The sequence below is a fragment of the Neptunomonas japonica DSM 18939 genome, from assembly GCF_000422765.1.
Classification (GTDB): domain Bacteria; phylum Pseudomonadota; class Gammaproteobacteria; order Pseudomonadales; family Balneatricaceae; genus Neptunomonas; species Neptunomonas japonica.
In genome coordinates this window covers 174567-199559 of sequence record NZ_AUGR01000002.1, presented here as the reverse complement: position 1 = coordinate 199559, position 24993 = coordinate 174567, and the positions used below count along the sequence as shown (strand labels likewise).

Sequence of the window (24993 nt, the reverse complement as noted above, 5' to 3'; positions counted from 1 at the left end):
CATGAAAAAAACACAGCGCCTAACTCAGTTTTTAGCCATCTCAGCCCTGCTATTAAGTGTGCAAACAGCACAGGCTCAAACAGCTTACGTGTCTAATGAGAAAGATGACACGCTATCTGTTATCAACCTAGATACCTATGAGGTTACCGCTACGATTGATGTAGGGCAGCGGCCACGCGGCATTATCCTCTCCAAAGATCAAAGTAAGCTTTATATCTGCGCTTCAGACTCTGACACCGTTCAAGTAATGGACTTATCAACACATCAAATCATTAAAGAACTACCCTCTGGCGAAGACCCTGAGCAGTTTGCTTTACACCCCAATGACCGCCACCTCTATATTGCCAATGAAGATGATGCCCTAGCGACCATTGTGGACACACAAACGAGTGAAGTGCTGGCACAAATAGATGTCGGTGTTGAGCCCGAAGGCATGGCCGTTAGCCCTGACGGGAAAATAGCAGTTAACACCAGCGAAACCACTAACATGGTGCATTGGATCGATACAGAAACCATGCAGCTTGTAGATAACACGCTAGTTGACCAACGCCCCCGTCATGTGGAATTTTCAAAAGATAGCAAAGTATTATGGGCCAGCTCAGAGATTGGCGGGAATGTATCCATCATTGATGTCGCCAGTCGCCAAATCACCCATAAGGTCACTTTTAAAATTCGAGGCGTTCACCCTGATAAAATTCAACCCGTAGGTATTAAACTCAGTGATGATGGACAATATGCCTTTGTTGCACTGGGTCCTGCCAATCACATTGCCGTAATCGATACCAAAACGTTTAAAGTCTTAGAATATATTCTGGTAGGACGCCGAGTGTGGCATATGGCGTTTAACGCAGACCAATCACTACTACTCACTACCAATGGCATTAGTGGTGATGTGACTGTCGTTGATGTCGCTAAAATGAAAGCCATAAAATCCATCAAGGTAGGTCGCTACCCTTGGGGCATTGTTGTGAAATCACAATGAGCATCAACGTTGAACAACTAAGCTTTAGTTACGGAAGAAAAACGGCCCTAAGCGACCTTAACTTCACACTAGAGCGTGGAGAGTTTAGTGCTTTACTCGGCCCAAACGGTGCAGGTAAAAGCACCTTATTTGCTCTACTGACACGACTTTTCTCATTACAAAGTGGCAGTATTCAATTGCAAGGATTAGACCTGCAAAAGACACCCACACAAGTCATGCAGCAAGTAGGCGTAGTCTTTCAACAAAGCACACTAGATCTTGACCTTAGCGTGCAACAAAACCTTGTCTACCATGCGGCATTACATGGATTTAGCAGCGCTGAAGCGAACGCACGCATAGCAATAGAACTTGATCGTATGTCGATGGCCGATAGAGCCAATGAAAAAGTGAGAGCGCTCAATGGAGGTCACAGAAGGCGCGTTGAGATTGCCAGAGCGCTACTACATCAACCCAGCGTACTATTATTGGACGAACCCACCTCTGGACTCGACCCACAAACCAGAAAAATATTAAACCAACATGTCCGACAACTCTGTGAAGATCAACAACTCACGGTGTTGTGGGCAACCCACCTGATTGACGAAATCCATGCTAATGATCGTGCTTTATTGTTACACCAAGGAAAACTTCTTTCCTCTAGTACAGGGCAGAACTTATGCACGCTTAGTGGTAAGGAGCAATTAGCCCATGCTTTTGAGCACCTAACACAACAAACGGTAGCCGCCGCATGAATATGAGTTCAGCACAGTATTGGCACTGCTTTAGGGGTGTTTTGGTACGCGAGTACCTGCGCTTTATACAGCAACGTACACGCTTTTTTAGCGCATTGGTTCGTCCGCTTTTGTGGTTAGTGGTATTTGCAGCAGGGTTTCGTGCAGCACTGGGTATCGCGATTATTGAGCCCTACGAAACCTATATCACTTATGAAGTGTATATTGCACCAGGGCTTTGCTGCATGATCTTGCTATTTAACGGCATGCAAAGCTCGCTATCTATGGTCTATGATCGCGAGATGGGTAGCATGCGGGTACTCTTGATGAGCCCTTTACCACGCTGGTTTTTGCTGGTCTGTAAGCTTCTTTCTATCGCGCTGGTATCGTTACTGCAAGTCTATGCTTTCTTACTCATAGCACTTTTAGTAGACGTTGAACCGCCATTGTGGGGGTACCTTACAGCTCTACCCGCATTTTTGCTGGTCGCTGTTATGCTCGGCGCTATCGGTCTGTTTATTTCATCATGGATAAAGCAGCTAGAAAACTTTGCAGGGGTGATGAACTTTGTGATTTTCCCAATGTTTTTCCTCTCCTCAGCACTTTATCCGTTATGGAAAATGCAAGAAGCAAGCGAATGGCTCTATTGGATCTGTTCTAGCAATCCTTTTACCTATGCAGTCGAACTAGTAAGGCATGCGCTGTATATGAAATTTGATCTGCTTGCCTTCAGCGTTACTCTAAGTACTACGATACTTTTCTCTTTGCTGGCCATTAACGGATTTAACCCACAACGTGCCGCGAAAGGAAAATAAGAGCAAAGCTGCCCCGTCATAGTGATCTAATCTAATTCGTATCCAGCGGGTGAGATAACAGCTATTGAGGATGCAACTAAGGTTCGGCGATCTCGCTGTTGCCTTCAGTATTCTCAGCTGCTTTTAGTTTCGCCTGTTCCTCTTTCCATTCACGCATATCTTCGTAATATATATCCCAAACGCATGGCTCACACGCGCTTTCGCAACATTCATAATCCCCTGGAGGAGTCGGTTTTTCTAACATCGTTGTACCGTCATCTTTGTAAAGTATATCGCTATTTTACCACACACAGATCTATAACCAACTACCCTTAAACCACCACTTCGTTGATTATTCTGAACATTTAACCTGCTCTAGGTAGTGCTGCAAGCTGATAGTGTCAGTCGTCTCGAAATTTTTTGCGACTAGCTGCAAACGGCCAATTCTATCCAACCGAAACATCCGATACGCCTGTCGCAGCTCACACCAAGCAACGAGAGTCCATGCACGTCCCCAAAAGACTAACCCTAACGGCCAAACCACTCAGGTTTAAGCGTATGCTCCTGGTGCTGGCGCTCGGAGAGTACTGCACGAATTTTTTGCAAAGCACTATCCGCTGCTTTTCCAAGCGCTTCATCACTCCAGCCCTGAACCATTCGCACCCCTAGTAGTAATGCTTCCAATTCATCCTGATCAAACATGATCGGAGGCACAGTAAAGCCAGGATGTAATCGATATCCAACACCGGCCTCTCCTTCAATGGGCACACCGGAAAGCGATAACGCCTGTATATCACGATAGATTGTTCGTTCCGACACCTGTAAACGCTCAGCAAGATAACAGGCAGTAACCACTGTTCGCCGGCTACGTAATATCGTTAATAGTTGAAACAAACGCTCCGCTTTTCTCACCTTGTTTAATTACTCCTAGCCTCGAATATGAGCTACATAAGCAGCTCTATTTGAGCTGCTTATGTTTAGTTTTGATTAGTTCTCTGGGTCACATCCCATGGCGCAGGTAGCAACTGGCATATGAAGCACTTTACAGCTTTCTTCATCAATAAGAGCGCACAATGCTTGCCCAGCACTACTATCGATAAAGGCAGCAGAGCCTGCTTTAGCCTTCTCCATGTTTTCCCAATAAATCACATCAAACCAATTCCCTTTCCCATCATGACTTTGAGAGCGATAGTGAAACCCTGGCTGCGCAACTAGAACATTATTCACACCCTCATAAGTTTCTGCTACCTGTGCTTCGCTTATACCTGCGGCTAATTTAAAGGTTACCATCTCAACGACTGTTGTCATGCTGTCTACTCCTTAACTAATTGAAGTACCCAGCATATGGCTCCACTACTGACAGCGTTGTGTCAGTAGTGTTTGATACATGTTATAAATTCATATTATGTTGCTGGCAACTCACTCCAGCTAACACCAACGAGGCTAAACCCTATGTCTTTCGAAAGTGCTATTACATTCTTTATCGCCATTTTTATTTTTGGCATTACTCCAGGCCCTGGCATCTTCGCAATTTTAGCGCGAGCCATGACGGAAGGTAGCCGCTCATGTTTTTCACTCGCCTTAGGAATGACCATCAGTGACATTATTTATCTAGTGCTGGCCTGCTTTGGTTTAGCGGCCATTGCTGAGCATTGGGGAGGTGTGTTTACTGTAATTCGTTTTGCTGGCGCCGCCTACCTTTGTTACCTCGGCTGGAAGCTCTGGACTACACCGATAGACTTATCGGATGACTCTTCTGCGGCCAAGCCCCGACATGGCATCATGAGCTTTGTGCAAGGCTTTTTGATCTCTGCCTCAAACCCTAAAGTCATTCTATTCTATATTGCTTTCTTGCCTACATTCATGGACTTATCGGCACTAAGTGCAACCGATATTGTATTAGCTTCCACTCTGCAACTTGTCGCTCTCATGCTAGGGCTAATGATCATTGCTTACATGGCGTCTAAAGCCAGGAGCTTCTTTAAGTCAGAAAAATCCATGCGTAACCTAAACCGCTCAGCAGGGTCTATTATGATAGGTGCTGGCACCTACCTTGCTACTCGCCACTAGTCGCTTCTTTTTACTCCTGACGCTCAGAACCAGTACTTTAGTACTGGTTTTTTCACTCCAATGCAGAATGTACCTCACCCTCGATAGCACGGTGTAATACAGACTGTTAGAAAGAGTGAATCTGTATGAAAAAAATGATCGCTTGGTTTTGTTTACTGCTCTCATGCTCTCAAACACTACCAGCGCAAGAACAACAGGCTGTTCATAATGAGCCAACACCCTGGCCAAGCTCACCAGAAGATGAAAGTGAGCTTTACACCATGGAAGGCTATCGACTTTTTCGTTATCGCAGCCCAACACCCAAACAGCACGCTCAAGCAATAATGGTTTCCACCCAACAGCTGGTCACTTTATTAAAACAAACGCCCACACCAATATTGCTAGATGTGCAGCCATTGACCTGGAAGAGTGGTTTTTTTATTGAGAAAGAGCCTCGCTTGCACATTCCGGGTAGTCATTGGCTACCCAATGTCGGGCAAGGCGAGTTAGAAGAGGCCTGGGCAGATTATTTTCTGCGGTATTTACAAGATTTATCACGAGGACGACAAGACTACCCTATTGTGATTTACTGCACTGCAGATTGTTGGATGTCTTGGAATGCAGTCAAGCGTGCAGCACAATGGGGATACTCTCATCTTTACTGGTACCGGGATGGTTCCGATGGCTGGCAAGAAGCTGGTTTAGAAACAGCAAAAGGAAAACCAGAAAAATTTACACCCTGACCTTCAGCATGTAAGCCTTGCTGTCTGATCAATAATAACTATAAGTAAGGGAGAGTCTTGTGTATAAAATACTGATTGCGGATGATCATCCTCTGTTTAGGGAAGCAATTAGCAATGTCATTCATACCAGTTTTCCTGACTGTGAATTACTTGAAACCCAAACCCTAGAAAGCGCACTTGAGACCACACTCGAGCATGACGATTTAGATCTCATTCTATTAGATTTAAATATGCCGGGTATGAATGGTTTAAATGGCCTTATCACCTTACGCAACGAATCCCCGACTATTCCTGTCGTGATTGTCTCAGCAGAAGAAGATAAACAGATCGTACTTCAAGCAATTACTTACGGTGCTGTGGGCTTTATCACTAAGTCATCCTCACGCGAGCAGATGACCGATGCTTTAAAGCAAATTTTGGCCGGTAATGTTTATTTACCTTCTGACATTATTCGCAGTAACTCACCGGAAACACGACGCCAACCACGTCACGACGACAACCGTATTGCACCTGAGGCGTTGTCATCACTTACCCGTCGTCAGCTACTCGTCTTAGAAAGAATGTCCACAGGTGAGTCAAACAAGCAGATTGCCTATAATCTCAATATTGCAGAGACAACTGTAAAAGCCCATGTGTCTGCTATTTTGCGCAAGCTGAACGTACACAACCGTATTCAGGCGGTTTTATCAGCAGGTAATATCAATTTTAGTGAATATCTAAAACGCTAGCGATTTTTCAATAGATGCAGCAGAGTCGTTTTTAGTTTTAACGGCTTAACGGGCTTATTCATCAGAATATAGCCCAGTTCACGAATCTCTTGTTTCAGATCCTTGTTGTAGTTAGCCGTAATCATTAACACGGACAACTCACCTGCCATTCTTTGAGAGATCGAACGTGCTGCATCCACACCATTCTTACCATCATCCAAGTGATAGTCTGCAATCAGCAGGTCTACGGGGTCACTAGCCGGATCAACCAAAGCTAATAAATGCTCTGATGATAAAGCAGTTGTTACACAACAACCCCAGCCTTCCAGTAACGTTTGCATTCCCTGACAAATGGCTAGGTCATTATCGATCACCCATATATGCGCGCCTCGCAGGCAATCCTGAGCAACCTCATGACCTAATACAGGAATGGCCGAGTATAGAGCGAGTTCACCGTACGGCACCTCTACAGAGAACACTGAGCCCTTACCCCTGATGGACCGCACTGAGATAGGATGCGCTAGTACTCTTGAAATCTTATCCACAATAGCGAGTCCTAACCCAAGGCCTTTATCTTGCCCTTGGTCCTGGGGATTAAGCCGTCTAAACTCCTGAAAAACCTCCAGCAGCTGTGTTTCATGAATACCCACACCGGTATCCCACACTTCAATGATCAGTGAGTGTTGCTTACGCCTGCAGCCGAATAAGATACGGCCAGAAGAGGTGTAGCGAATGGCGTTTGAAAGAAAGTTCCTAATAATACGCGCCAACAATTGCGAGTCTGTGGATATCACTGCAGATGATGGAATATAGGACATCTTTAGTCCTTCCTGCTGTGCAAATTGACCAAACTCATTGGCGATATTCGCCATTAACTCTTGCACCCTAAATGTGGTTATATCTGGCGTAACAACACCGGCATCCAACTTAGAAATATCCACCAATGTACCGAGTAATGATTCAACATCGCTAAGTGCATGAGACACCGAATTAACTAGAGGACGTGTCGCTTCACTTAGCTGTTTTTCGGAAAGAGCCCCCGTAAATAAGCGCGCTGCGTTTAACGGTTGTAGCAAGTCATGGCTAACCGCCGCCAAAAACTTAGTCTTCGACAAGTTCGCCTGCTCTGCATCTTTTTTAGCTTCACGTAGGCGTGCTTCTACTTGAGTACGCTCTTCTATTTCCAAGAGTAAGTGCTCATTCACAGCCGTGAGCTCTGAAGTGCGCTCATCAACACGATGCTCAAGGTTTTGATAGGCCGCTTCAAGTTCTAGAGCCACTTTACGACGATCAGTGATATCTCGAATCATGACAAAGAAACCGACCGTTTTACCATCCGCACCTATATTAGGCACATAGGATTTGAGCATGTGACGCTGCTCACCTTCACCGTTACGTTCAGCTATATCAAAGGTGACATTTTCGCCAGACAGAGCTTGTTTGATATAAGGTTGTAGCTCGAGAAAGCTTTGCTCTCCGTGCACTTGAGTAATACTTTCTCCTGCTAAAGCCCCTCTCTCCCAGCCATACCACTCATCATAAACTTTATTGGTAAAGCGATAGCAAAGGTCATCACCCACATAAGCAATCAGTGCAGGTACGTGGTCGGTAATTAAGCGTATCCATTGCTCGCTTTCTTTTAAGGTTTCTGCATATTGGTAGCGTTCAGCAATATCGGTGTAAGTATTCACATACCAGCCATCAGGCATGGCGTGTGTCCTCACTTCAATAATATGCTCATCATGACGCATCACATTTGAGGTGTCAGATTGGCCACCTTTGGCTTTCATATCATGAAAGTGCCTAACATTTAACGCTCGAAACGGAGGATAAGACTCAGCCTCAGAGCGAGAAACACCGGTTAACGTCAAGAAACGGTCATTCCAAATCTCAAGCTGATCACTGGCATTAACCAAGGCCACACCTTGTGACAAGTTATCCACAGTTCGCTGTAACAACTCAGACTTTTGCGCTAAGGCTGCTTCTCTACGTTGTGTTTCGGATGCCTTCAATTGGCTAATATCCGTGTATAAAACAACCATGCCGCCATCCGCTGTAGGACGTTCGCTCATCTGTACCCATTGCCCAGAAGACAAGCGGAACACTTTATTGCCATCACCCGTTTCACCATACTCTTCTGCTATCAGGCCATGTTCGTCTGCTAAACGACGCACATCCTGAATGGTGGTTCCGGTGGCAATAACCTGTCCTGTATTTTTCCAAACAGACTGAAACTGACTATTAAACAAAACAATACGCCGCTCACGATCAAACAGCACAAAAGCATCAGAAATACTTTCAATAGCATCTACCAAACGCTGGTTGGCAAGATCTGCTATTTGATTAGCGCTTTTTAAGGCACGATGGCTACTTTTAAGCTCTGATAACGCTTCGTTTAACGCTTCTGTGCGTTCACGTACTTGATCAGCCAATACAACGGAATGCTCAAAAGCCGCATACGGGTTAGCCCCTTGAGCAGTGCTGGACTCCACTCGTTCAATCAACGCTTGGTTTATTCGTTGGAGCTTGTAGTTCTCCTTTTCTAACTGAGCCAAGCGTGCTTGCTCTGCCTCAATCATCACAAGGTCTCCCTATGACAACACCAGTAAATGTCTGGTTGATATGCATACCTTCTAGATGTTCACCGTACGTATTAAAACCAACCACTTTATGTTGACGTAACAGATTAGAAGCTTGTGTTGATATACCCAGGTGCTCAACTTCAAGACGACGTAAAAAACAGTCACAGCCAATAATTAGCTGCGGTGAACCGACTTTCTCTTCGATGCGTTCCAGCTGCACTGTCAGGTTTCTCAACATATCACCACGCTGCATCCGTGTGAGTACGATGCCATTTTCAACCGCACAGTAAAATGTCAGGCTCAGGTCAGGATTGACCTTTTGAATCGCGCGTACATAGAAGACTTCGCCAATTTTAACCGCCAAGGGGTTAAGTGCGAACACTTCTGGGTTTAACTCATCGACTGATACACCAATGAGGTTGGCATATTCTTGAGCAGCAGGCTCTGCATTTAGCTCAAACACCCTACGGCTATCTCGCTCTGCCGCTGTCACCACCAGCTTTTCGCTTAAAGGCTCCAGGTGATGCGTGGTAAACACTTCAAACTCACAATCCGTATTAAATAGCAGTACTACCGCTGCGCCTGTGTGAAAAGCACCATGGGCAAAAACATGTGTGTGAGCTAAATGAACATCGTCACCTGCCGATCCACCAAAATGTGGGATGTTTCCCAGTGCGGAGCTCAGTGTTGCTAATACTTGTTCCTCCTGAACCGACAAGCCATCAAGTAGCGTTAATACAAAGCTATTACCTTTAATCGGCGCTAGCTGCTTCTTCCTGCCTTTATTAATAAAGGATTCAACCACCGACTGCGCTTGCGTTAGCGTGAAATTATCCATCGCCTCAATAAGACAGGTCTCTACCGTGAAATGGCCGCGACTAAAACCGATGGCACTGATTGCCCCTTGCGCATAACCTTCAGAGGTTATCTCTCCTGCCGTTGTACAGCCAGCTAACGCTATATCAGGAAATGCAAAGTTCATTGCCTCTGCTAGCTGTTCTAAATCATATTCTGTCGAGCAGAAGAACAACACGAAGCTCAAATCATCAAAACGTAGTTGTTGGCGCAACTCTGCGGCTGCAGAAAACGGGTCGCTTTGATTGGAAAAACAAGACACGGCTGGTTCAGACATTAATATGACTATCCTTATCTGATGAGATCTCTCTTCAGTCTAGGCAGACTATTAAGTAGAGAACATACTACTTGCGACCTAAATATTTTCGCACTTGCAGAAATTATCAGGGCACTGATAACACATGCGTTAAGAACGCACGCAACTTTCCGGGTTTAACCGGTTTATTTAGCACTTGTAGCCCTAGTTCACGAAACAACTTCAAACTTTGATCTGCTCGTTCTGCCGTGAGCATTGCTGCGGGTACCCTTTCATCAAAGTGTTGTTCTAATTGCTCCAGCACATCGATACCGGTTTCATCATTATCAAGGTGATAATCCAGCAATAACACCCGCGGAATAACACTGTACTGCTGACATAATTTAATAGCACTAGCGGCATCCGTGACGGTATAAGGCCTAAGCCCCCACTGCTTTAGCAAAGTACTCATACTTAACAAAATATCGCGATCATTATCGACCACCAAGACAACTTCATCACAAAAATGGCTATTGCTCTGTACATGAGAAACCGGCAGCGGTGGTCTATTACTGGCTACCGCCAAAGGCACCCTTATAGAGAATACAGATCCCTTATCGGTTTTTGATTCAACATAAATAGGATGTTCAAGTACCCGGGCGGTACGCTCAACAATGGCTAAGCCAAGCCCTACTCCTGTGCGCATCCCATTACGATGTTGAGCCAACTGATTGAACTCTTGAAAGATATCCACAAGGCACTCGTCTGGGATACCTTCGCCACTGTCCCAGACCTGAATATCAAGATGCTCACCCCGCTTTCGACAGCCCACTAAAACTCCACCACTATTGGTGTAGCGCAAGGCATTGCTCACAAAATTACGAAGTACTCGCATCAACAAACGAGCATCCGAGTTAACAACGCACGCCGTACTTCGTATTTTCAACCGCAACCCCGCACTCTCAGCGACAGGTTTAAACTCACTCTCAAGAGTACTCATCAACTGTGACAAGTGAAATGCAGTGGGGTCAGACTGCACCGCATTTTGATCCAGCTTTGAGATATCAAGTAGGTCAGTTAGTAAGCTCTCAGCGCCTTCCAGAGCAACATGAACGCGCTCAACCAAATGATTATCTTGTGCTGCCATGTCTCGCTCGCGTAACGCAGCAACCAACAAGCGTGCGGCATTCATTGGCTGTAACAAATCATGGCTTGCCGCCGCTAAATATTTATCTTTACTAAGATTGGCTGATTCAGCTTGATCTTTAGCGACAGTCAGCTGTTGCTCCGCGACTTCTCGCTCGCGAATCTCTTCCCACAACTTAGAATTCACCGCAGCCAGGGCGTTGGTGCGCTCTTCTACACGCTGCTCAAGCTCTTCATTGAGCTTTTTTAAGCGAGCCTGATCTCGCACACGCTCACTAATATCCTGTACGAATGCTTCAATAGTGATGTCGCCCTCTTCCTGTTTTAGCAGGACATTCATCGATACATGCAGCGCTTCGCCATCCGCTTTGAGTAAACGTGTTTCATAACGATAAACTTTGCCGTCACGACGCAATCGATCCAACAGTACTTGGTAGTCCTGCGGCTCAACAAATAACTGCTGATCAATCGCACGAATACGGTGAACCAGCTGGCTTTCTGAGCAATAACCACACAGGGTTGCCATAGCGGGATTAGCCGCCCGAAAACGCCCACTAAGATCGGCCTGAAAAATACCGTGCAAGGCATTTTCAAACAGCCATTTGTAACGGTTACGCTCGGTTTCTAGCTCATCTAGTTTTTGCGCCAGCTCAGGGTAATAGTTCTTACGAGCAGAGTGATCCCCAAGACCTATCAGGTCTTCAAAAGAGGGGTTGTTATCATCAGAGCGCTTCTTCATAGACCGCTTCAACATCTCGCTGGTTTGATTTACGCGGATTTGTCACGATACAAGGGTCTTTCATCGCTTTAGACGATAAGGTTGGTATATCGGTGAGACTCACCCCTTGAGCAGCTAATTTTTGCGTCAGCCCTACATCGGCTTTAAGTGAGATGACATGTTGCATTAAGCGCTGCTTGATCTGTGGAGTGGTTAAACCACGCGTATCAATACCCATCGTTTGGGCAACAACTTTAAATCGGTCTGTCGCTTCAGAGTAGTTAAAATCAATCACGTGCTCCAACAACATCGCATTACATAAACCATGTGGCAGGTCTAAAAAGCCACCCAAGCTATGCGACATTGCATGTACTGCCCCCAAAATAGCATTAGAAAAGGCTAAGCCTGCTTTCATTGAGCCCAACATAATCTGCTCACGCAGATGCATGTCCTTGGGGTCTTCTACGAGGGGAACAATGTTCATATTGATCAAGCGGATAGCATCCAGTGCATGCATATCCGTTAAAGGGCCTGCACCAGTAGACACAAAAGCTTCGATCGCGTGGACAAGCGCATCAATACCGGTACAGGCACTCAAAAAACCATCCATTGTTGCTGTTGTTTCAGGGTCAATAAGTGACACATCTGGCACAACAGCTTTGCTCACAATGGAAAATTTCACCTTCTCATTTTGATCAGAAATAATCGCAAACTGAGAGACATCCGCCGAGGTCCCCGCAGTAGTGGGTATAAAGATAAGCGGAGGGATGGCCACATCGATGGTATCTACACCCTCAAACTCTAAAATATGACGGCCATGCGCGCTAACAATACCGATACCTTTAGCGCAATCCATCGGACTACCACCGCCAATACCAACAATAACATTGCAGCCTTGCTGCTCGTAAAACTGAGCACCGCTCATCACCTCTTCACAACGAGGGTTAGGCGATACATCCGTAAACACCGCATAGGGGATCTGCTGATCTTCTAAGCTGGTGATAACATCTTCAATCCAGCCAGCTTTCATCACACCTGGATCAGAAACAATCAGTACCTTACGTGCACCAAAGGTTCGCGCATAATTTGCAACAGTGTGGCGTGCGCCTGCACCGAAGATAATTTCCGGTGATACAAATTTACGTAAGTTAGAAATATCAGTGCTCATGAACTGTACTCAACTTTCTTATTGTCTTAGACGCCGCAATGAATCTGGCGTATTAGAGAGGATATGAAGTTTACACAGTTTTTACAATCCAGCCGGTATTTAGGGCTATGCTGCACCTGCCCAAAAAACTACCACTAAAAGCCCCTCCCAGTATTACACCTAGACCCACGACCATGGCACTAAGTCATTATATTACAGAGAGTTAGATTCTTTAAGACACGAGTACGACAAGGCTAATAGCCGATCAATTCAGCGCCAAAGAGGCATTCGCCAATGGGCCGCTAACCCCGATGATATGTACGTCACAGCGCTAAGCTAAACACACACTTTCGGGGACAATATGAAAAATAAAAAGTCACACCTCAAATCACATCTAAAGCTATTAACCTGCGCGGTGGCCGTTGGCCTATGCACCCAAGCATCAGCAGGTCTTAACCTTTATGATCAAGATGAAACTACTTTTAGCACCGATGGACTCATCAACACTTTTTACGTAAATAGCCAAATTGATGATATCGACAACACACTAGACCGTAGCCAGTCACGTGTAAAAATGGGTTTCTTGCCTAACTATATTGGTTTCAACTTTAAAAAACAGGTAGACGATCTTAAACTCGGTGCTCGCTCTTCTTTTTGGGTCTCTGTGAATGATGCAAATACCAACCTTACCTCTACCGGTATCGATGTTCGTCAATTTTACGGCACCGTCGACGGCGAGTGGGGACAAATTCTCATCGGTAAAGACTTCTCGTTATTTGGCCGCAGCAACATCCTGGGAGATGAACTATTACTCGGTTACGGACAAGTAGGCACTGACGGCTTAGTTGATGGGCAAGGCGTATCCTTTGGTAATATTGGTACAGGTTACTTATACCCTTTCCCTAATGCGCAGATCACTTATCGCACTCCTACATCTAATGGCTTCCAGCTGGCCTTGGGTTTAATGGATCCAAGTAAATCAAGTGCTGGCTCAGAAGAAAGCGCACCTCGTTTAGAGGCAGAACTAACTTTTGCTACACAGTTAAGCGAGAACGTCCCCCTTAAAGCTTGGATTAGCGGGATGGCGCAAAGCTCCGACTCTGGCACAGCTGATGTTGACTCTAGCGGCGTGGCCTATGGTGTTAATGTTAAGGTATCGGGCCTATCTCTTACCGCTTCTGGTTTTAGTGCTAGCGGTGTAGGTACGGCGGGGTTAGCTAACCTAGTCACCTCTGACAGCGCCGATGTAGATGGCTATCTGGTTCAGGCGTCTTACACTATGGGTAATGAGCGTCTAGTGGCGTCTTATGGAGAGAATTCAGGGGGCACAACGGCAGCAGCCAATGATCTAGATGCACAAAATACCGCCGTTGCTTGGTTCCATACAGTGAATAACAACCTCAAACTAGTAGCAGAGTACGACCGTACAGAAAGTGACGCCCGTGAAACGGACACTGTTGCACTGGGTGCCGTATTAACCTGGTAAGCAACACTTGCCACAGAGTGCGGCCCCCTTCACTTCACTCTGTGGTTTTTCTGCTACTTCTCTTTGTTAAAGATTTTCTGCCCTAAGCTCACAACCGCGACAGTTAAAGCACCCGCAACTATACCAATACCAAAATTCAATAACGTCGGCGTCAAAGCACCTAAAATAGAACCGACTGCCGGTAGCATTTCAGCTTTAGTTTCAGCACCTTCTATCAAGTGGTGCAGCACAGGGATTCCGTGCGAAATAATACCGCCACCAACAAGAAACATAGCGATAGTACCTACCGTTGCTAACCCTTTCATCAGGTAAGGCGCAGCGAGAATAATCCAATGCCCCAGCTTTTTCTGAAAGCTAATCCAAGCACTCACTCCTTTTTTAGCGTTCAGATAAAAACCCAAATCGTCTAATTTCACGATACCAGCAACAATCCCATAAACACCGACAGTAACCGCTAATGCTATTGTGATAAGCACGGCCAACTGAGTCACCAACGGCGCTCCTGCAACCGTTCCCAGAGTAATAACAATAATTTCTGCGGATAAGATAAAATCGGTACGAATAGCGCCTTTGATTTTCTTTGCTTCAAACGCCACCATATCAACACTGGCATCATCGATTGCGGCTTCAAGCTCAGCACGGTGTGCTTTATCTTCATCAGCACTGTGAAGATACTTATGAGCGACCTTCTCAAAGCCCTCATAACACAGAAACAACCCTCCCAGCATGAGCATAGGAATAATGAGCCATGGCAGAAAATAGCTAATCGCTAAAGCTCCGGGCACCAAAAAAACTTTATTAAGTAGCGAGCCTTTGGCAACAGCCCAAACAACGGGTAACTCACGGTCGGCTTTGACACCCGAGACTTGCTCAGCATTAAGAGCAAGATCATCACCTAAGACTCCTGCTGTCTTTTTAGCAGCTATCTTGGTCATTAACGCCACATCATCAAGTAACGTCGCAATATCATCAATTAAGGTTAACAGGCTAGAACCGGCCATCTTTTATCCTACTTATAGAAACACAAAGAGCTAAATCATAGCGGATTACGATGAATAATGTCTGACTCTACAACCTTTCAGGCATAAAAAAACCCGCATTAGATGCGGGCAAAAAGACCTGTTGATAACAGTAGAATACCAACGAAAAAACAGGAATGGCTTGAAGAAACAACAGGTAAATTATGCTTTTTCTTGCGGCTTTAATCCCTTCTGCAAAAGCGCAAATTTACTACTACTGTCGCTTTGCTGCTTTAGTATTAGATTACAGAAGGGAGTTTGGAGTTACTGTTTAGGCTCTTTATAGGGCACAGATAACTCTTCCTGCGTTAAATTAATCGCCCCCGCAATAAACATGTTGATTTTGTGCGTACAAAGCTGTGGCTGTACACGTGGGTAACGAGGCGTGATGCGATCATTAAGTGCCGGAAACTCCCAGCCTTTTGTTAAAGATATAAACTCACAAGCAAACTCGTGACCATGCTCAATACAACCCGCTAAAATTACGTCGGCATAACTCAAGGCGATGGGACAATCTTGTGTAGGGGGAGTAATTTCACAGGCGTGGTAGATCCACAAGGTCCCTTCTGGCAAAACAATCTCTTGATAAGCCTCTATCTGATGAGGCTCGATTCTTGAACGCTCGTATCCCTGCTCACGCAAATCAAAATGAGGAATTTCGCTCTCAGGCACTTCGACCAACACACCGTTACAATAAGCGCCTTCACGCTGCACGACAGCAACAGAACTCATGCCAAAGTCAGGTGACATCACCGACCAAGATCTTTCATATCCCATCACTTTTACGGGCAACACGGCACCAGACTCTCCTGTTACCGCTCGGCTAAGGCTGTTGATTAAACTACCGTAACCAAAAATATAGTGCTTATTCAGCGTACTCATTGATGTGTGCTTCTCTAATAATTTTTAAACTAAACTCATTCTGCGGGATGCCTTCCCCGATGAAAAGCCCATAAATACACTATTTGCACCCGTAAATAGGCCTTCAGGCTTGGCATATAAAGCCTAATCAGCTACTTTAACCGCCATATATCTCATCTTTTGTATGGTTTTACGCTTATATGCGCCAAGTTATGATGAATGCGGATCTTTTTTGGTCCCGTTTACCTTCGCTCCACAAATTTCTATCTGTGCTTCTTGCTCTATTAGTATTTTTAATACTGTTCTTGGGTGGAAACGATTCCAGCAAAACACTGACACTACCAAAGCTTGCTTCTTCAGAAGTCGACCTTAGCGACTTTGAATACAAAACTGACAGTAAAGACCCAGCAAATTACGCCTACAGTATCTCCAAAGGAGACTCTCTAAGTTCAATTTTTGAGCTGTTGCGTATCCCGCAATCAACCATGTATGCCATTTTAGAAACCGACCTTGCCATTCTTGCATTGGACACACTAAAACCAGGTAATACATTACGCTTCTGGTTAAACACAGAAACACAGAAACTAGACAGATTAGAAATCGAGTTCAGCCTGGCACACAAGGTTGTTTATCAACAGGTAGCTGCCGGTGGGTTTGAGTACCAAGAGTTGATTATTCCAGGTACTTGGAAGCAAGAAGTACTGGCTGGTGATGTTAAAGGTAGTTTTTATAACTCAGCATCTCGTGCTGGCCTTAAAGCTGGCGACATCATGGAAATATCCTCTTTATTGAAAGAAAAAATCAATTTTAATAAAGGTTTCCGTCTGGGCGATACCTTTCAGATTATTCGCTCCAAACAAGCGGTTGAAGGCCAAGAGACAGGCGAAACGCGTGTTGAAGCCATCCGTATCATTAATCGCAAACAAGAAGTCACTGCTTATCTCTATAAAGACAGCTATTACGATAAAAAAGGTGTCGGCCTAGAGCGTGCTTTTTCCCGCTATCCCTTGGTTAAAAAGTTCCGTATTACCTCTGGCTTTAACCCTAGGCGCCGCCATCCCATTACTCGCTTAATTAGGCCACACAATGGTACCGATTTTGCCACTCCGATTGGTACACCAGTATTATCAACCGGAGATGGTATTGTCACTGAAGTAAAGAAGCACACGTATGCGGGCCTTTATATCAAAATCAAACACGGCCAGAAGTACAAAACACGTTATTTGCACCTGAAGAAGGCTTATGTTCGTAAAGGCCAGCGCGTATCTCGTGGCCAAAAAATTGCTTTATCAGGTAACTCAGGGCGCTCAACAGGGGCTCATCTACATTACGAACTACATATAAATAATCGTGCAGTAAATGCTATGAGTTCAGATATTCCTATCATGACCGAGATTGAAGGCAGAAACCGCACTGCTTTTAAGAAGATGGTAGCGGCTTACAAAAAGAAAATGGGTTAAAGCAGAAAAGCCCAAATCATGCGTCAACGATACGCTGGTAGAAGTCATACTCTTTTTCCAGTGCATCAGCCAAGTTCTCACTCGATCTAAAGCCATGCCCCTCTTGCGCATAGTAATAGGCTTCAACAGGTATCGATTGATCATTTAACGCTTGTACCATGGCTCGCGTCTGCTCCGGCACAACCACCGCATCTCGCTCCCCTTGAAAAAAAATCACCGGCACCTGAATCTGCTTGGCATGCGCTAAAGGAGAACGAGCCTGATAAACCTCTTGTTCTGTAAGAGGTGAGCCAATAAGCCAGTCCAGGTAGTGCGACTCAAACTTATGCGTGGCCTTGGCAAGGGCTAAAGGATCTGTAACACCATACAAGCTGGCCCCTGCGGCAAAGCGATTTGAAAAAGCTAACGCCGCTAGCGCCGTAAAGCCACCAGCACTGCTGCCACGCACAAACACTTTGTGTGCATTAATTAAGCCTCTGCTTGATAAAAAATCAACGGCAGCGTCTGCATCTTCTACATCACTAATGCCCCACTGCTTATGTAACAGCAATCGATAATTACGGCCATAGCCACTACTACCCCGGTAATTTAGATCCATCACGGCATAACCGCGCTGCGTCCAATACTGAATACGCGGATTTAGTACGGGGTAGGCACACGCCGTAGGCCCTCCATGAAAGAACAACACCAAGGGCGGTGGAGAATCACCAACTTGCTTAGCAAGATATCCATCAAGCGGGGGATAAAACAAACCGAATGCTTCGCCGCTTTTTACCGGAAAACTAACATGCCTTGGTAATGAAAGCTCAGTGAGATTATTTACAGAACCAGATAGCTCTAGCGCCTTGCCACTAAACTGATCAATCTCGATCACCACTGGCAAACAAGAGGGAGAGTTCGCAACAGCGTATATTTTATGCGCAGTGCTAATCATTGACCTAAACTGGCTGTACTCTCTGCCAAGCTGGCGAATCACTTCACCTTTGTGTAGCTGCAATAAAGCAGCTGACGCTTGCTGGAGGCGCACCAGCGTGATTTTGCGCTGTGTAATCGCATAATGATAACCACCAAACTGCCAAGGTGCTGTCGTGCAATCCGCTTCTACTGACCAATAGGGTGTGAATACTTGCTGCTTGCTATCGTAACAACTCAGGTTCCACCATCCCGACTGATCGGTAACCGCCCAAACATTGCCCTCTTCATCAAACGACGGCTGTAAAATTGATTCTTCTACATCACGGCTCCCTGACAAGACGCAAGCATCAATCACATGGCCTGTAGCATCAAATGAGCAATGATGCAGCTGAGTCGCTATCCATGGCTGATTGGGGTGATCCCAGCTAATAAAAATACAATGCTGGCCATCCGATGAAAGCGCGATAGAGCTATAAAAATCATGCACTTGGTGCAATACCGTCAAGCGACCACTGGACAAACACAAAGACACGACACGATTTAATACATTCTTGCTGGAATGCATCTCTTCAAGCATGATAATACGGTGATGTTGCGCATCATAATGAGGCTCACCAAACCTAGATTCCAAATGGAATGTTAACTGTTTAGGTGGTTCTATATGAAGTGTTTGCAGGTATAGCTGTTGATCTTGCTTATTCACAAAAACCCAGCTTTGTGAATCAATTAAACACCAGCTTAAACCACCGTACTCATGCACAGTACTACGTACATCAAACTCAGCGGGGGTTAGGTTCTGCGGGTGTCCATTTGCATAGCGAATGAGGCAGTTTCGTCCAGCCTCTTCTGGGCGGTACTCAACCCAAAATAAAACACCCTCTGCATCACAGGCGAGCTGCCCATAATCTTTAAGCCCAGCGACTGCCTGCTCAGCAGTCAGTGGTATTAATGGCGTTTTAGCCTTTACAGAAGACACGTGAATTACGCTCGTTACGGTATAAGAACGGCTCAGCGGCGGGCTTTTCGGCCTCAGCTCTAGCGTTTAGGATGATGTCATGATGCGAGGATTTACTGCACACAGGGTCAGTATTATGCGCATCGCCTGTCATCATATACGCCTGACAACGACAACCACCAAAATCTTTCTCTTTCTCATCACACGAGCGACATGGCTCTTTCATCCACTCATAACCACGAAAGTGATTAAAACCAAATGACTCATTCCAGATATGGTCAAGCGAGTGCTCACGCACATTAGGGAACTCGATAGGCAGCATTCTTGCGCTATGGCACGGCAATGCTTGCCCGTCTGGTGTTACTGTCAAGAAGACTTGCCCCCAGCCATTCATACAGCCCTTAGGGCGCTCTTCGTAATAGTCGGGGGTAACAAAGATTAATTTAATCGGATTACCCGCAGCGGCCAGCTTAGCACGATATTCGTTAGTAATACGCTCAGCACGCTCCAGTTGAGCCCGTGTGGGCATCAATTGTTGGCGATTTTCATACGCCCAACCGTAATATTGGCAGGTAGCTAACTCAACATAATCTGCCTCTAACTCAACACAAAGCTCGATAATACGGTCTATTTGATCAATATTATGCCGATGTGTAACAAAGTTAAGCACCATAGGATAACCTTGAGCTTTTACCTCGCGGGCCATTTTTAACTTCTGTTGAAACGCCTTTTGTGAACCTGCCAACATATTGTTAACGCTTTCATCACTGGCTTGGAAGCTCACTTGGATATGATCGAGCCCCGCATCACGAAACTCCGCTACCTTGCGCTCGTTCAGACCAACACCCGAGGTGATTAAGTTAGTGTAATAACCTAGCTTGCGTGCTTCATGAATTAGCCTGCTCAGGTCTTGGCGTACCAAAGGTTCACCACCAGAAAAACCGAGCTGCACTGCGCCTAACTTGCGGCCTTCTTCAAATACTTTTATCCACTCCTCTGTCGTTAGTTCTTCAGTGAAATCGGCAAAGTCTTTCGGGTTAGAGCAATACGGGCACTGTAAGGGGCATTTATAGGTTAGCTCAGCTAATAACCAGAGCGGTTGCCCATGAGTAGGGGTTTCAGGCAATGAAGAGGGTTTCCCCTGGCAGCTACCACTCATACCACACCTCTAATCCAGTTTTGCTCTAGGGCGTCATCTATAAACACCACCACATCTTTATCAAGATCTTCTGCCTGTGGATATTTATCAACAAGCAGGCCGATAATATCAACTAGGTTACGCTTCCCATCGACTAATGACAAAATCTCACCTGCCGGGCCATTTAGCTTTACCATCCCTTCTGGATAGAGCAGTACATAGCACTGCTGGGCTTCTTCCCATTGAAAACGAAACATACTTTCTAATACGGGGATCATCTCCATACTCATCATACGGATAGCCCTCGATGGTAAACGCGCTGATCCGTGACCGTATGGTAAGGCGGCCGGTTTAGCTCGTAGGCCATGGTCATCGAATCTAACATGCTCCAGAGAATGTCAAGTTTGAACTGTAGTATCTCTAGCATCCGATCTTGCTGTTCACGCGTTGTGTAGTGATCAAGTGTAATCGTCAAACCATGCTCAACATCACGGCGAGCTTCGGTTAAACGGTTACGAAAGTACTGATAACCCTCCGCTTTTATCCACGGATAGTGTGTCGGCCAAGTATCCAAGCGGTTTTGGTGAATCATGGGGGCAAATAGCTCTGTTAATGAGGAGCTAGCAGCTTCTTTCCAATTAGCCCGGCGTGCAAAGTTAATGTATGCATCAACAGCAAAGCGAACACCGGGTAATACGTGCTCTTCAGAGAGTATCTCTTCACGCGTTAAACCTACCGATTCACCTAAACGCAGCCATGCTTCAATACCGCCTTCAGCACCTTCATAACCATCATGATCCAAAATCCGTTGCACCCATTGGCGGCGTGCATCTCGGTCTGGGCAATTAGCCATAATCGCCGCATCTTTTACCGGAATACTAATTTGGTAATAAAAACGGTTCGCCACCCAACCCTTAATTTGTTCTGGTGTACAGCGCCCTTCATACATCGCTATATGGTATGGATGCTGCGTATGGTAAAAATTCCCTTTGGCACGTAAAGTAATTTCAAATTCTTTACGTGTCATAGGTAATGTATTTGCATTACCTGCTTGATGGCTCATAGAAACACCTACAACTCGATACTCATCCCGTCATAAGAGATCTCAATACCGTGCGCAATCACCTCTTTACGCTCGGCAGAGTCCTCATCCAGAATCGGGTTTGTATTATTGATGTGGATAAGTATCTTGCGCGGCTTGGTAAGCGTATCCAGATACTCAATCATGCCACCCTCACCAGACTGTGGTAAGTGCCCCATGGTGACGCCCAATTTATCGCCAACACCGGCGGTAATCATCTCGTCTTCACGCCACAAGGTGCCGTCTACCAGTAAACAGTCAGCATTAGACATAAGAGGATTCAAATGGGGTTCTATTTTTCCTAAACCCGGCGCATAGAACAGCGTTTTTCCGCTACGTGTATCTTCTATGAGAATACCAATGTTATCCCCAGGATGAGGGTCATTACGGTGTGGCGAATAAGGTGGTGCACTGCTACGCAAAGGAATAGCCGTTAGTTTTAGCTGCGGTACTTGAGGCACCACAAAACTACTACCCTCTGCATTACTATCACTACTAACAGGAATAGTGTGACGCTCAATGCCACCGTTCCAGTGCTTCAACATAGAGAACACCGGAAAGCCTGTTGTCAGATCCTGATATACCATATCGGTACACCACACCTGATGCGGGCAACCTTCACGCAGCATCAGCAAACCCGTGGTGTGGTCTATCTGGCTATCCATATAGACGATAGCGGCAATACCCGTATCACGGATAGTTCTGGCGGGTTGCATGGGAGCAAACGCTGCTAATTGTTCGCGAATATCGGGAGATGTATTGAACAAAATCCACTCAATACCATCAATACTCACCGCAATAGAAGACTGCGTTCGTGCTTTGGCATTTAAGGTGCCATCACGAAACCCCTTACAATTGCGACAATTACAGTTCCATTGCGGGAAACCGCCACCGGCGGCAGAACCTAACACCTGTATTTTCATAAAAGACTCATGGCTCAGAAGCGTTTAATCGTTATTATTATAAAATGCTAGAAACGCAGCACCGGTGAGCATGAACCCGGCGCTGGTCTAGGCACTCTGTACTCTTAATTCTGAACACGGAGCACCGTCAATGCTTAACGGTTTGCGAAGTACATTGTTACTTCGAAGCCGATACGCAGATCTTGATAAGCTGGCTTAGTCCACATAGTAGGTACCTCTATTGTGATTAAGTGATATGAGAAATGTCCGAAGACTCACTAAATCATATGAGAGGTCAATAGATACCTATATGGTACTTTGGAACGAGAAACCACCTGTTTTGGTCGTAGGGTTGTAAGTGTAGTGCAACACTAAATCTGATTAAGCCTAGCGCATTCCTGTTTTAGCCCCTGCTTTAATTCTGTATCTTTGGTAGTGCCTTTTCTGTAGACACACTGAAATCGGCCAAATTTATAGTCGCCGTGTAGCCAATATCACCTCTCTGATACACAACCAATAATGATTCTTGACCCGTTAAAGAGTAACCAACCACACGATCGATACCCTGCAACACTTCACGGTAGGCTTGGCCGCTTGGCAGCGATATCGCTACGTTTTTAACATCCTTAGCCGTGAGCCTGTCATCATTGTTTGTATCTGAGGTTATCACCGTAAAGAGAATTGCCAGTGCTACTGCTTGGCCGGTGCTTGTGCTCTCAGACAACACATCGGCTTTCATTATGAGATGTTTATTGTCGCTTAACAGCCAGTGCTGCTGGTTTTCCTGCTTGTTGATAAACAAGTAATTACGTATGGAAGACGCCGATTTATCATAATATGACTGTGAATATTGCTGATCCGAGCTTAACGGAATCATCACAAAAGGAGTGCCCTGTATTGACGAGAGGTAACCCAACTGCCACTTCTCTTTAACCTCAGCAGACGTTTCTATATTCACAATACCGCTAACCCCACGCTCACGTATTGTCTCTTTAAAAATCTGATACGTAGCAAACATCAGAACACCAATGGCCAACAAACCGGCCACCAGAATAATGACGCCATTAATGCGCCAAACCTGCTTAAAAAACTGACTATTTTCCATATCGGACTTATCCACAGAAGGTTTTAACATTGTATTCCCTTTTAATGCCCTAAGGCTGCTAGCAGCATAGCAACACTCTGCTTTGGATTAACACCTGCTGTAGCTAATAAAACCTGTCTTAATACCCGCTTACAAGGTTACATGAGCCATGAATAAAGCAAACACTTGCTACTGGGCCACTCTCCCTGCTTACGTTATCATGCACTGCATTATTACAAGTTCACGGAGTCCCCATGCTAAAAGCCCTCTTCCTCGATATGGATGAAACCCTCTGCGATACACCTGGCGCTAATGAGAAGGCCAAGTTATTAATGGCACAGGCATTACAAACACAGCATGGTAAAGCATTTGACGGACAGAGGTTTGCCGATGCCTATGTAACGGGTATTTACCGTGAATGGAGCAGCGCACAACGGGCGCGCTATATGCCGATTATTGAACAACAAAGTGAAGAGGCTTTTCGCGTACAACTCATTCGAGACCTGATGGCCGAACACGGCGTGAATGACCTGAGCGATGAATCAATTCAAAGCCTGCAGAACAAATTTGATCAGGATCGTATCGACGCCTTTGATTTTTATCCCGGCATTAAAGAATGGCTAGCCCAGGCGCGTAAGATTTTTACACTGGTAGTGATCACCAACGGACCTGCGTTTTCACAGGTTCCCAAGGTTGAGCAAGTGAATATGATCGAACATGTGGATCATCTGATTATCGGTGGCCAAGAGCCAGAGGAAAAGCCCTTCCCCTCAATCTTTGAAAAAGCCCTTAGACTCGCCAACTGCGAAGCCCATGAAGCGATCCATGTGGGCGACAGTCTGGCGTCAGATATTGCCGGCGCTAACAACAGCGGTATTACATCGGTATGGATTCAACACCAGCGCCCATTGGATGCAGAACTAGGCATCAACCCAAGCCATACAATCGTGCACCCTTCCGAAATACCCGCACTGGTAAACAAGCTACATCAACAGTAAAAAAACCTACTATGCGCGCTATCAAGCGCGCAAACAGGTTAATCCGGCTTATCTAATCCTTTTCTATAGCCAACAGATAAAAACCGTTAACGGCATAAACAACTTCTACTGACTTTTTGATTCCATATTTCATTTTTAAGCTTTCGATCAGCTCATCTATGGCAGTCTCTACCGAGCGCTTAAGCTGAGCATGCTTGGTGAATCTATAGATAGATATACTCTGAGCCATTTATTGACGACCTTGTTAGCGAGATTAAATAGGAGTGACTTTCGTAATAAGCCCCCCTAAATATGACTTATAACCGGAAAGTCGAAATTGATCGCTATTAGACTTGTAGATTGATTGGCTTATGCATAGATGACGAGGAAAACCACTCTCAATAACCCCACCTTCGCTTCGATAATCACAAGCAAATCTTTCGTACT

At 45.5% G+C, this 24993-nt stretch carries 26 protein-coding genes and 1 pseudogene; 9 read left to right on the top strand and 18 right to left on the bottom strand.

Annotated features, from left to right (window positions below):
• The first annotated feature begins 1 nt into the window (after nucleotide 1).
• From G511_RS0103030 to G511_RS0103020, 3 genes are read left to right on the top strand one after another with little or no spacing between them, the layout of a single operon-like run.
• The gene (locus G511_RS0103030) at nucleotides 2-982 is read left to right on the top strand and encodes a YVTN family beta-propeller repeat protein (protein ID WP_028468319.1); all 981 of its coding nucleotides are present in this window, start codon (nucleotides 2-4) and stop codon (nucleotides 980-982) included.
• A complete protein-coding gene (locus G511_RS0103025; RefSeq protein ID WP_028468318.1) occupies nucleotides 979-1713 on the top strand; it encodes an ABC transporter ATP-binding protein in 735 nt (244 codons plus the stop codon). Before G511_RS0103030 ends, G511_RS0103025 begins: the two co-directional genes overlap by 4 nt.
• On the top strand, nucleotides 1710-2507 hold the full coding sequence (locus G511_RS0103020; RefSeq protein ID WP_342664780.1) for an ABC transporter permease: 798 nt from the start codon (nucleotides 1710-1712) through the stop codon (nucleotides 2505-2507). The genes G511_RS0103025 and G511_RS0103020 overlap by 4 nt, the downstream gene beginning before the upstream one ends.
• Before the next feature lie 76 nt (nucleotides 2508-2583).
• On the opposite strand, the gene G511_RS24115 is transcribed toward G511_RS0103020, so the two are convergent.
• The 4 genes and pseudogenes from G511_RS24115 to G511_RS0103005 all read right to left on the bottom strand — a co-directional run bounded on the left by G511_RS24115 (nucleotide 2584) and on the right by G511_RS0103005 (nucleotide 3794).
• Nucleotides 2584-2751, bottom strand: coding sequence for an oxidoreductase-like domain-containing protein (locus G511_RS24115; protein ID WP_084628991.1), 168 nt, complete (start codon nucleotides 2749-2751; stop codon nucleotides 2584-2586).
• Nucleotides 2752-2967: 216 nt separating this feature from the next.
• Nucleotides 2968-3030 (bottom strand): annotated as a pseudogene (locus G511_RS24975) (WYL domain-containing protein); the annotation flags it as partial.
• Nucleotides 3015-3398, bottom strand: a complete 384-nt coding sequence (locus G511_RS21620) for a helix-turn-helix transcriptional regulator (RefSeq protein ID WP_245573802.1) — start codon at nucleotides 3396-3398, stop codon at nucleotides 3015-3017. The gene G511_RS21620 and the pseudogene G511_RS24975, both read right to left, overlap by 16 nt.
• A 75-nt stretch (nucleotides 3399-3473) precedes the next feature.
• Entirely contained in the window at nucleotides 3474-3794 is a 321-nt protein-coding gene (locus tag G511_RS0103005; RefSeq protein WP_028468315.1) for an antibiotic biosynthesis monooxygenase family protein, read from the bottom strand.
• Nucleotides 3795-3938: 144 nt separating this feature from the next.
• Here G511_RS0103005 and G511_RS0103000 point away from each other — a divergent pair, with 144 nt between their 5' ends.
• The 3 genes from G511_RS0103000 (at nucleotide 3939) to G511_RS0102990 (ending at nucleotide 6006) form a co-directional block, all read left to right on the top strand.
• Nucleotides 3939-4556, top strand: a complete 618-nt coding sequence (locus G511_RS0103000; protein WP_028468314.1) for a LysE family translocator — start codon at nucleotides 3939-3941, stop codon at nucleotides 4554-4556.
• A gap of 125 nt (nucleotides 4557-4681) precedes the next feature.
• Nucleotides 4682-5278: a rhodanese-like domain-containing protein gene (locus G511_RS21615; protein WP_211224851.1), complete on the top strand. Its 597-nt coding sequence runs from the start codon at nucleotides 4682-4684 to the stop codon at nucleotides 5276-5278.
• 59 nt (nucleotides 5279-5337) lie between these two features.
• Nucleotides 5338-6006 (top strand): response regulator, encoded by a 669-nt coding sequence (locus G511_RS0102990; protein ID WP_028468313.1) that lies wholly within the window; start codon nucleotides 5338-5340, stop codon nucleotides 6004-6006.
• Here G511_RS0102990 and G511_RS0102985 read toward each other — a convergent pair.
• The 4 genes from G511_RS0102985 to ercA all read right to left on the bottom strand — a co-directional run bounded on the left by G511_RS0102985 (nucleotide 6003) and on the right by ercA (nucleotide 12689).
• On the bottom strand, nucleotides 6003-8564 hold the full coding sequence (locus G511_RS0102985; protein ID WP_028468312.1) for a hybrid sensor histidine kinase/response regulator: 2562 nt from the start codon (nucleotides 8562-8564) through the stop codon (nucleotides 6003-6005). The genes G511_RS0102990 and G511_RS0102985 overlap by 4 nt on opposite strands.
• Nucleotides 8557-9699 (bottom strand): nitric oxide-sensing protein NosP, encoded by a 1143-nt coding sequence (nosP, locus tag G511_RS0102980; RefSeq protein ID WP_051221474.1) that lies wholly within the window; start codon nucleotides 9697-9699, stop codon nucleotides 8557-8559. The genes G511_RS0102985 and nosP overlap by 8 nt, the downstream gene beginning before the upstream one ends.
• A 106-nt stretch (nucleotides 9700-9805) precedes the next feature.
• Complete coding sequence (locus G511_RS0102975) at nucleotides 9806-11542, bottom strand: hybrid sensor histidine kinase/response regulator (RefSeq protein ID WP_028468310.1); 1737 nt, start codon at nucleotides 11540-11542, stop codon at nucleotides 9806-9808.
• Nucleotides 11526-12689, bottom strand: coding sequence for an alcohol dehydrogenase-like regulatory protein ErcA (ercA, locus tag G511_RS0102970; RefSeq protein WP_028468309.1), 1164 nt, complete (start codon nucleotides 12687-12689; stop codon nucleotides 11526-11528). Before ercA ends, G511_RS0102975 begins: the two co-directional genes overlap by 17 nt.
• A gap of 340 nt (nucleotides 12690-13029) precedes the next feature.
• Between ercA and G511_RS0102965 the strand changes: the two genes are divergently transcribed.
• On the top strand, nucleotides 13030-14154 hold the full coding sequence (locus tag G511_RS0102965; protein ID WP_028468308.1) for a porin: 1125 nt from the start codon (nucleotides 13030-13032) through the stop codon (nucleotides 14152-14154).
• A 53-nt stretch (nucleotides 14155-14207) separates the two neighbouring features.
• Here the strand turns inward: G511_RS0102965 and G511_RS0102960 are convergent, their stop codons facing one another.
• Both G511_RS0102960 and G511_RS0102955 read right to left on the bottom strand, forming a co-directional pair.
• Nucleotides 14208-15155 (bottom strand): DUF808 domain-containing protein, encoded by a 948-nt coding sequence (locus G511_RS0102960; protein WP_028468307.1) that lies wholly within the window; start codon nucleotides 15153-15155, stop codon nucleotides 14208-14210.
• A gap of 282 nt (nucleotides 15156-15437) precedes the next feature.
• A complete protein-coding gene (locus tag G511_RS0102955; protein ID WP_028468306.1) occupies nucleotides 15438-16055 on the bottom strand; it encodes a gamma-glutamylcyclotransferase family protein in 618 nt (205 codons plus the stop codon).
• Nucleotides 16056-16234: 179 nt separating this feature from the next.
• Between G511_RS0102955 and G511_RS21610 the strand changes: the two genes are divergently transcribed.
• Entirely contained in the window at nucleotides 16235-17494 is a 1260-nt protein-coding gene (locus G511_RS21610) for a peptidoglycan DD-metalloendopeptidase family protein (RefSeq protein ID WP_051221473.1), read from the top strand.
• Between the two features lie 16 nt (nucleotides 17495-17510).
• Here the strand turns inward: G511_RS21610 and G511_RS0102945 are convergent, their stop codons facing one another.
• The 7 genes from G511_RS0102945 to G511_RS0102920 all read right to left on the bottom strand — a co-directional run bounded on the left by G511_RS0102945 (nucleotide 17511) and on the right by G511_RS0102920 (nucleotide 23620).
• Nucleotides 17511-19385, bottom strand: coding sequence for an alpha/beta hydrolase family protein (locus G511_RS0102945; RefSeq protein WP_028468305.1), 1875 nt, complete (start codon nucleotides 19383-19385; stop codon nucleotides 17511-17513).
• Nucleotides 19366-20523, bottom strand: coding sequence for a pyrroloquinoline quinone biosynthesis protein PqqE (pqqE, locus tag G511_RS0102940; RefSeq protein ID WP_028468304.1), 1158 nt, complete (start codon nucleotides 20521-20523; stop codon nucleotides 19366-19368). The genes G511_RS0102945 and pqqE overlap by 20 nt, the downstream gene beginning before the upstream one ends.
• Nucleotides 20520-20795 (bottom strand): pyrroloquinoline quinone biosynthesis peptide chaperone PqqD, encoded by a 276-nt coding sequence (pqqD, locus tag G511_RS0102935; RefSeq protein WP_051221471.1) that lies wholly within the window; start codon nucleotides 20793-20795, stop codon nucleotides 20520-20522. The genes pqqE and pqqD overlap by 4 nt, the downstream gene beginning before the upstream one ends.
• Nucleotides 20792-21565, bottom strand: coding sequence for a pyrroloquinoline-quinone synthase PqqC (gene pqqC, locus G511_RS0102930; RefSeq protein ID WP_084628990.1), 774 nt, complete (start codon nucleotides 21563-21565; stop codon nucleotides 20792-20794). Before pqqC ends, pqqD begins: the two co-directional genes overlap by 4 nt.
• An 8-nt stretch (nucleotides 21566-21573) precedes the next feature.
• Nucleotides 21574-22506, bottom strand: a complete 933-nt coding sequence (gene pqqB, locus G511_RS0102925) for a pyrroloquinoline quinone biosynthesis protein PqqB (RefSeq protein WP_028468301.1) — start codon at nucleotides 22504-22506, stop codon at nucleotides 21574-21576.
• 134 nt (nucleotides 22507-22640) lie between these two features.
• Nucleotides 22641-22712: a pyrroloquinoline quinone precursor peptide PqqA gene (pqqA, locus tag G511_RS24110; protein ID WP_084332595.1), complete on the bottom strand. Its 72-nt coding sequence runs from the start codon at nucleotides 22710-22712 to the stop codon at nucleotides 22641-22643.
• 188 nt (nucleotides 22713-22900) lie between these two features.
• Nucleotides 22901-23620, bottom strand: a complete 720-nt coding sequence (locus tag G511_RS0102920) for a hypothetical protein (protein ID WP_051221468.1) — start codon at nucleotides 23618-23620, stop codon at nucleotides 22901-22903.
• A gap of 203 nt (nucleotides 23621-23823) precedes the next feature.
• On the opposite strand from G511_RS0102920, the gene G511_RS0102915 reads away from it, so the two are divergent.
• Nucleotides 23824-24567 carry an HAD family hydrolase gene (locus tag G511_RS0102915; protein ID WP_028468299.1) on the top strand — a complete coding sequence of 248 codons (744 nt, stop codon included), beginning with the start codon at nucleotides 23824-23826 and terminating at the stop codon, nucleotides 24565-24567.
• 52 nt (nucleotides 24568-24619) lie between these two features.
• Here G511_RS0102915 and G511_RS24285 read toward each other — a convergent pair whose 3' ends face one another.
• A complete protein-coding gene (locus G511_RS24285; RefSeq protein ID WP_156905133.1) occupies nucleotides 24620-24796 on the bottom strand; it encodes a hypothetical protein in 177 nt (58 codons plus the stop codon).
• Nucleotides 24797-24993 lie beyond the last annotated feature (197 nt).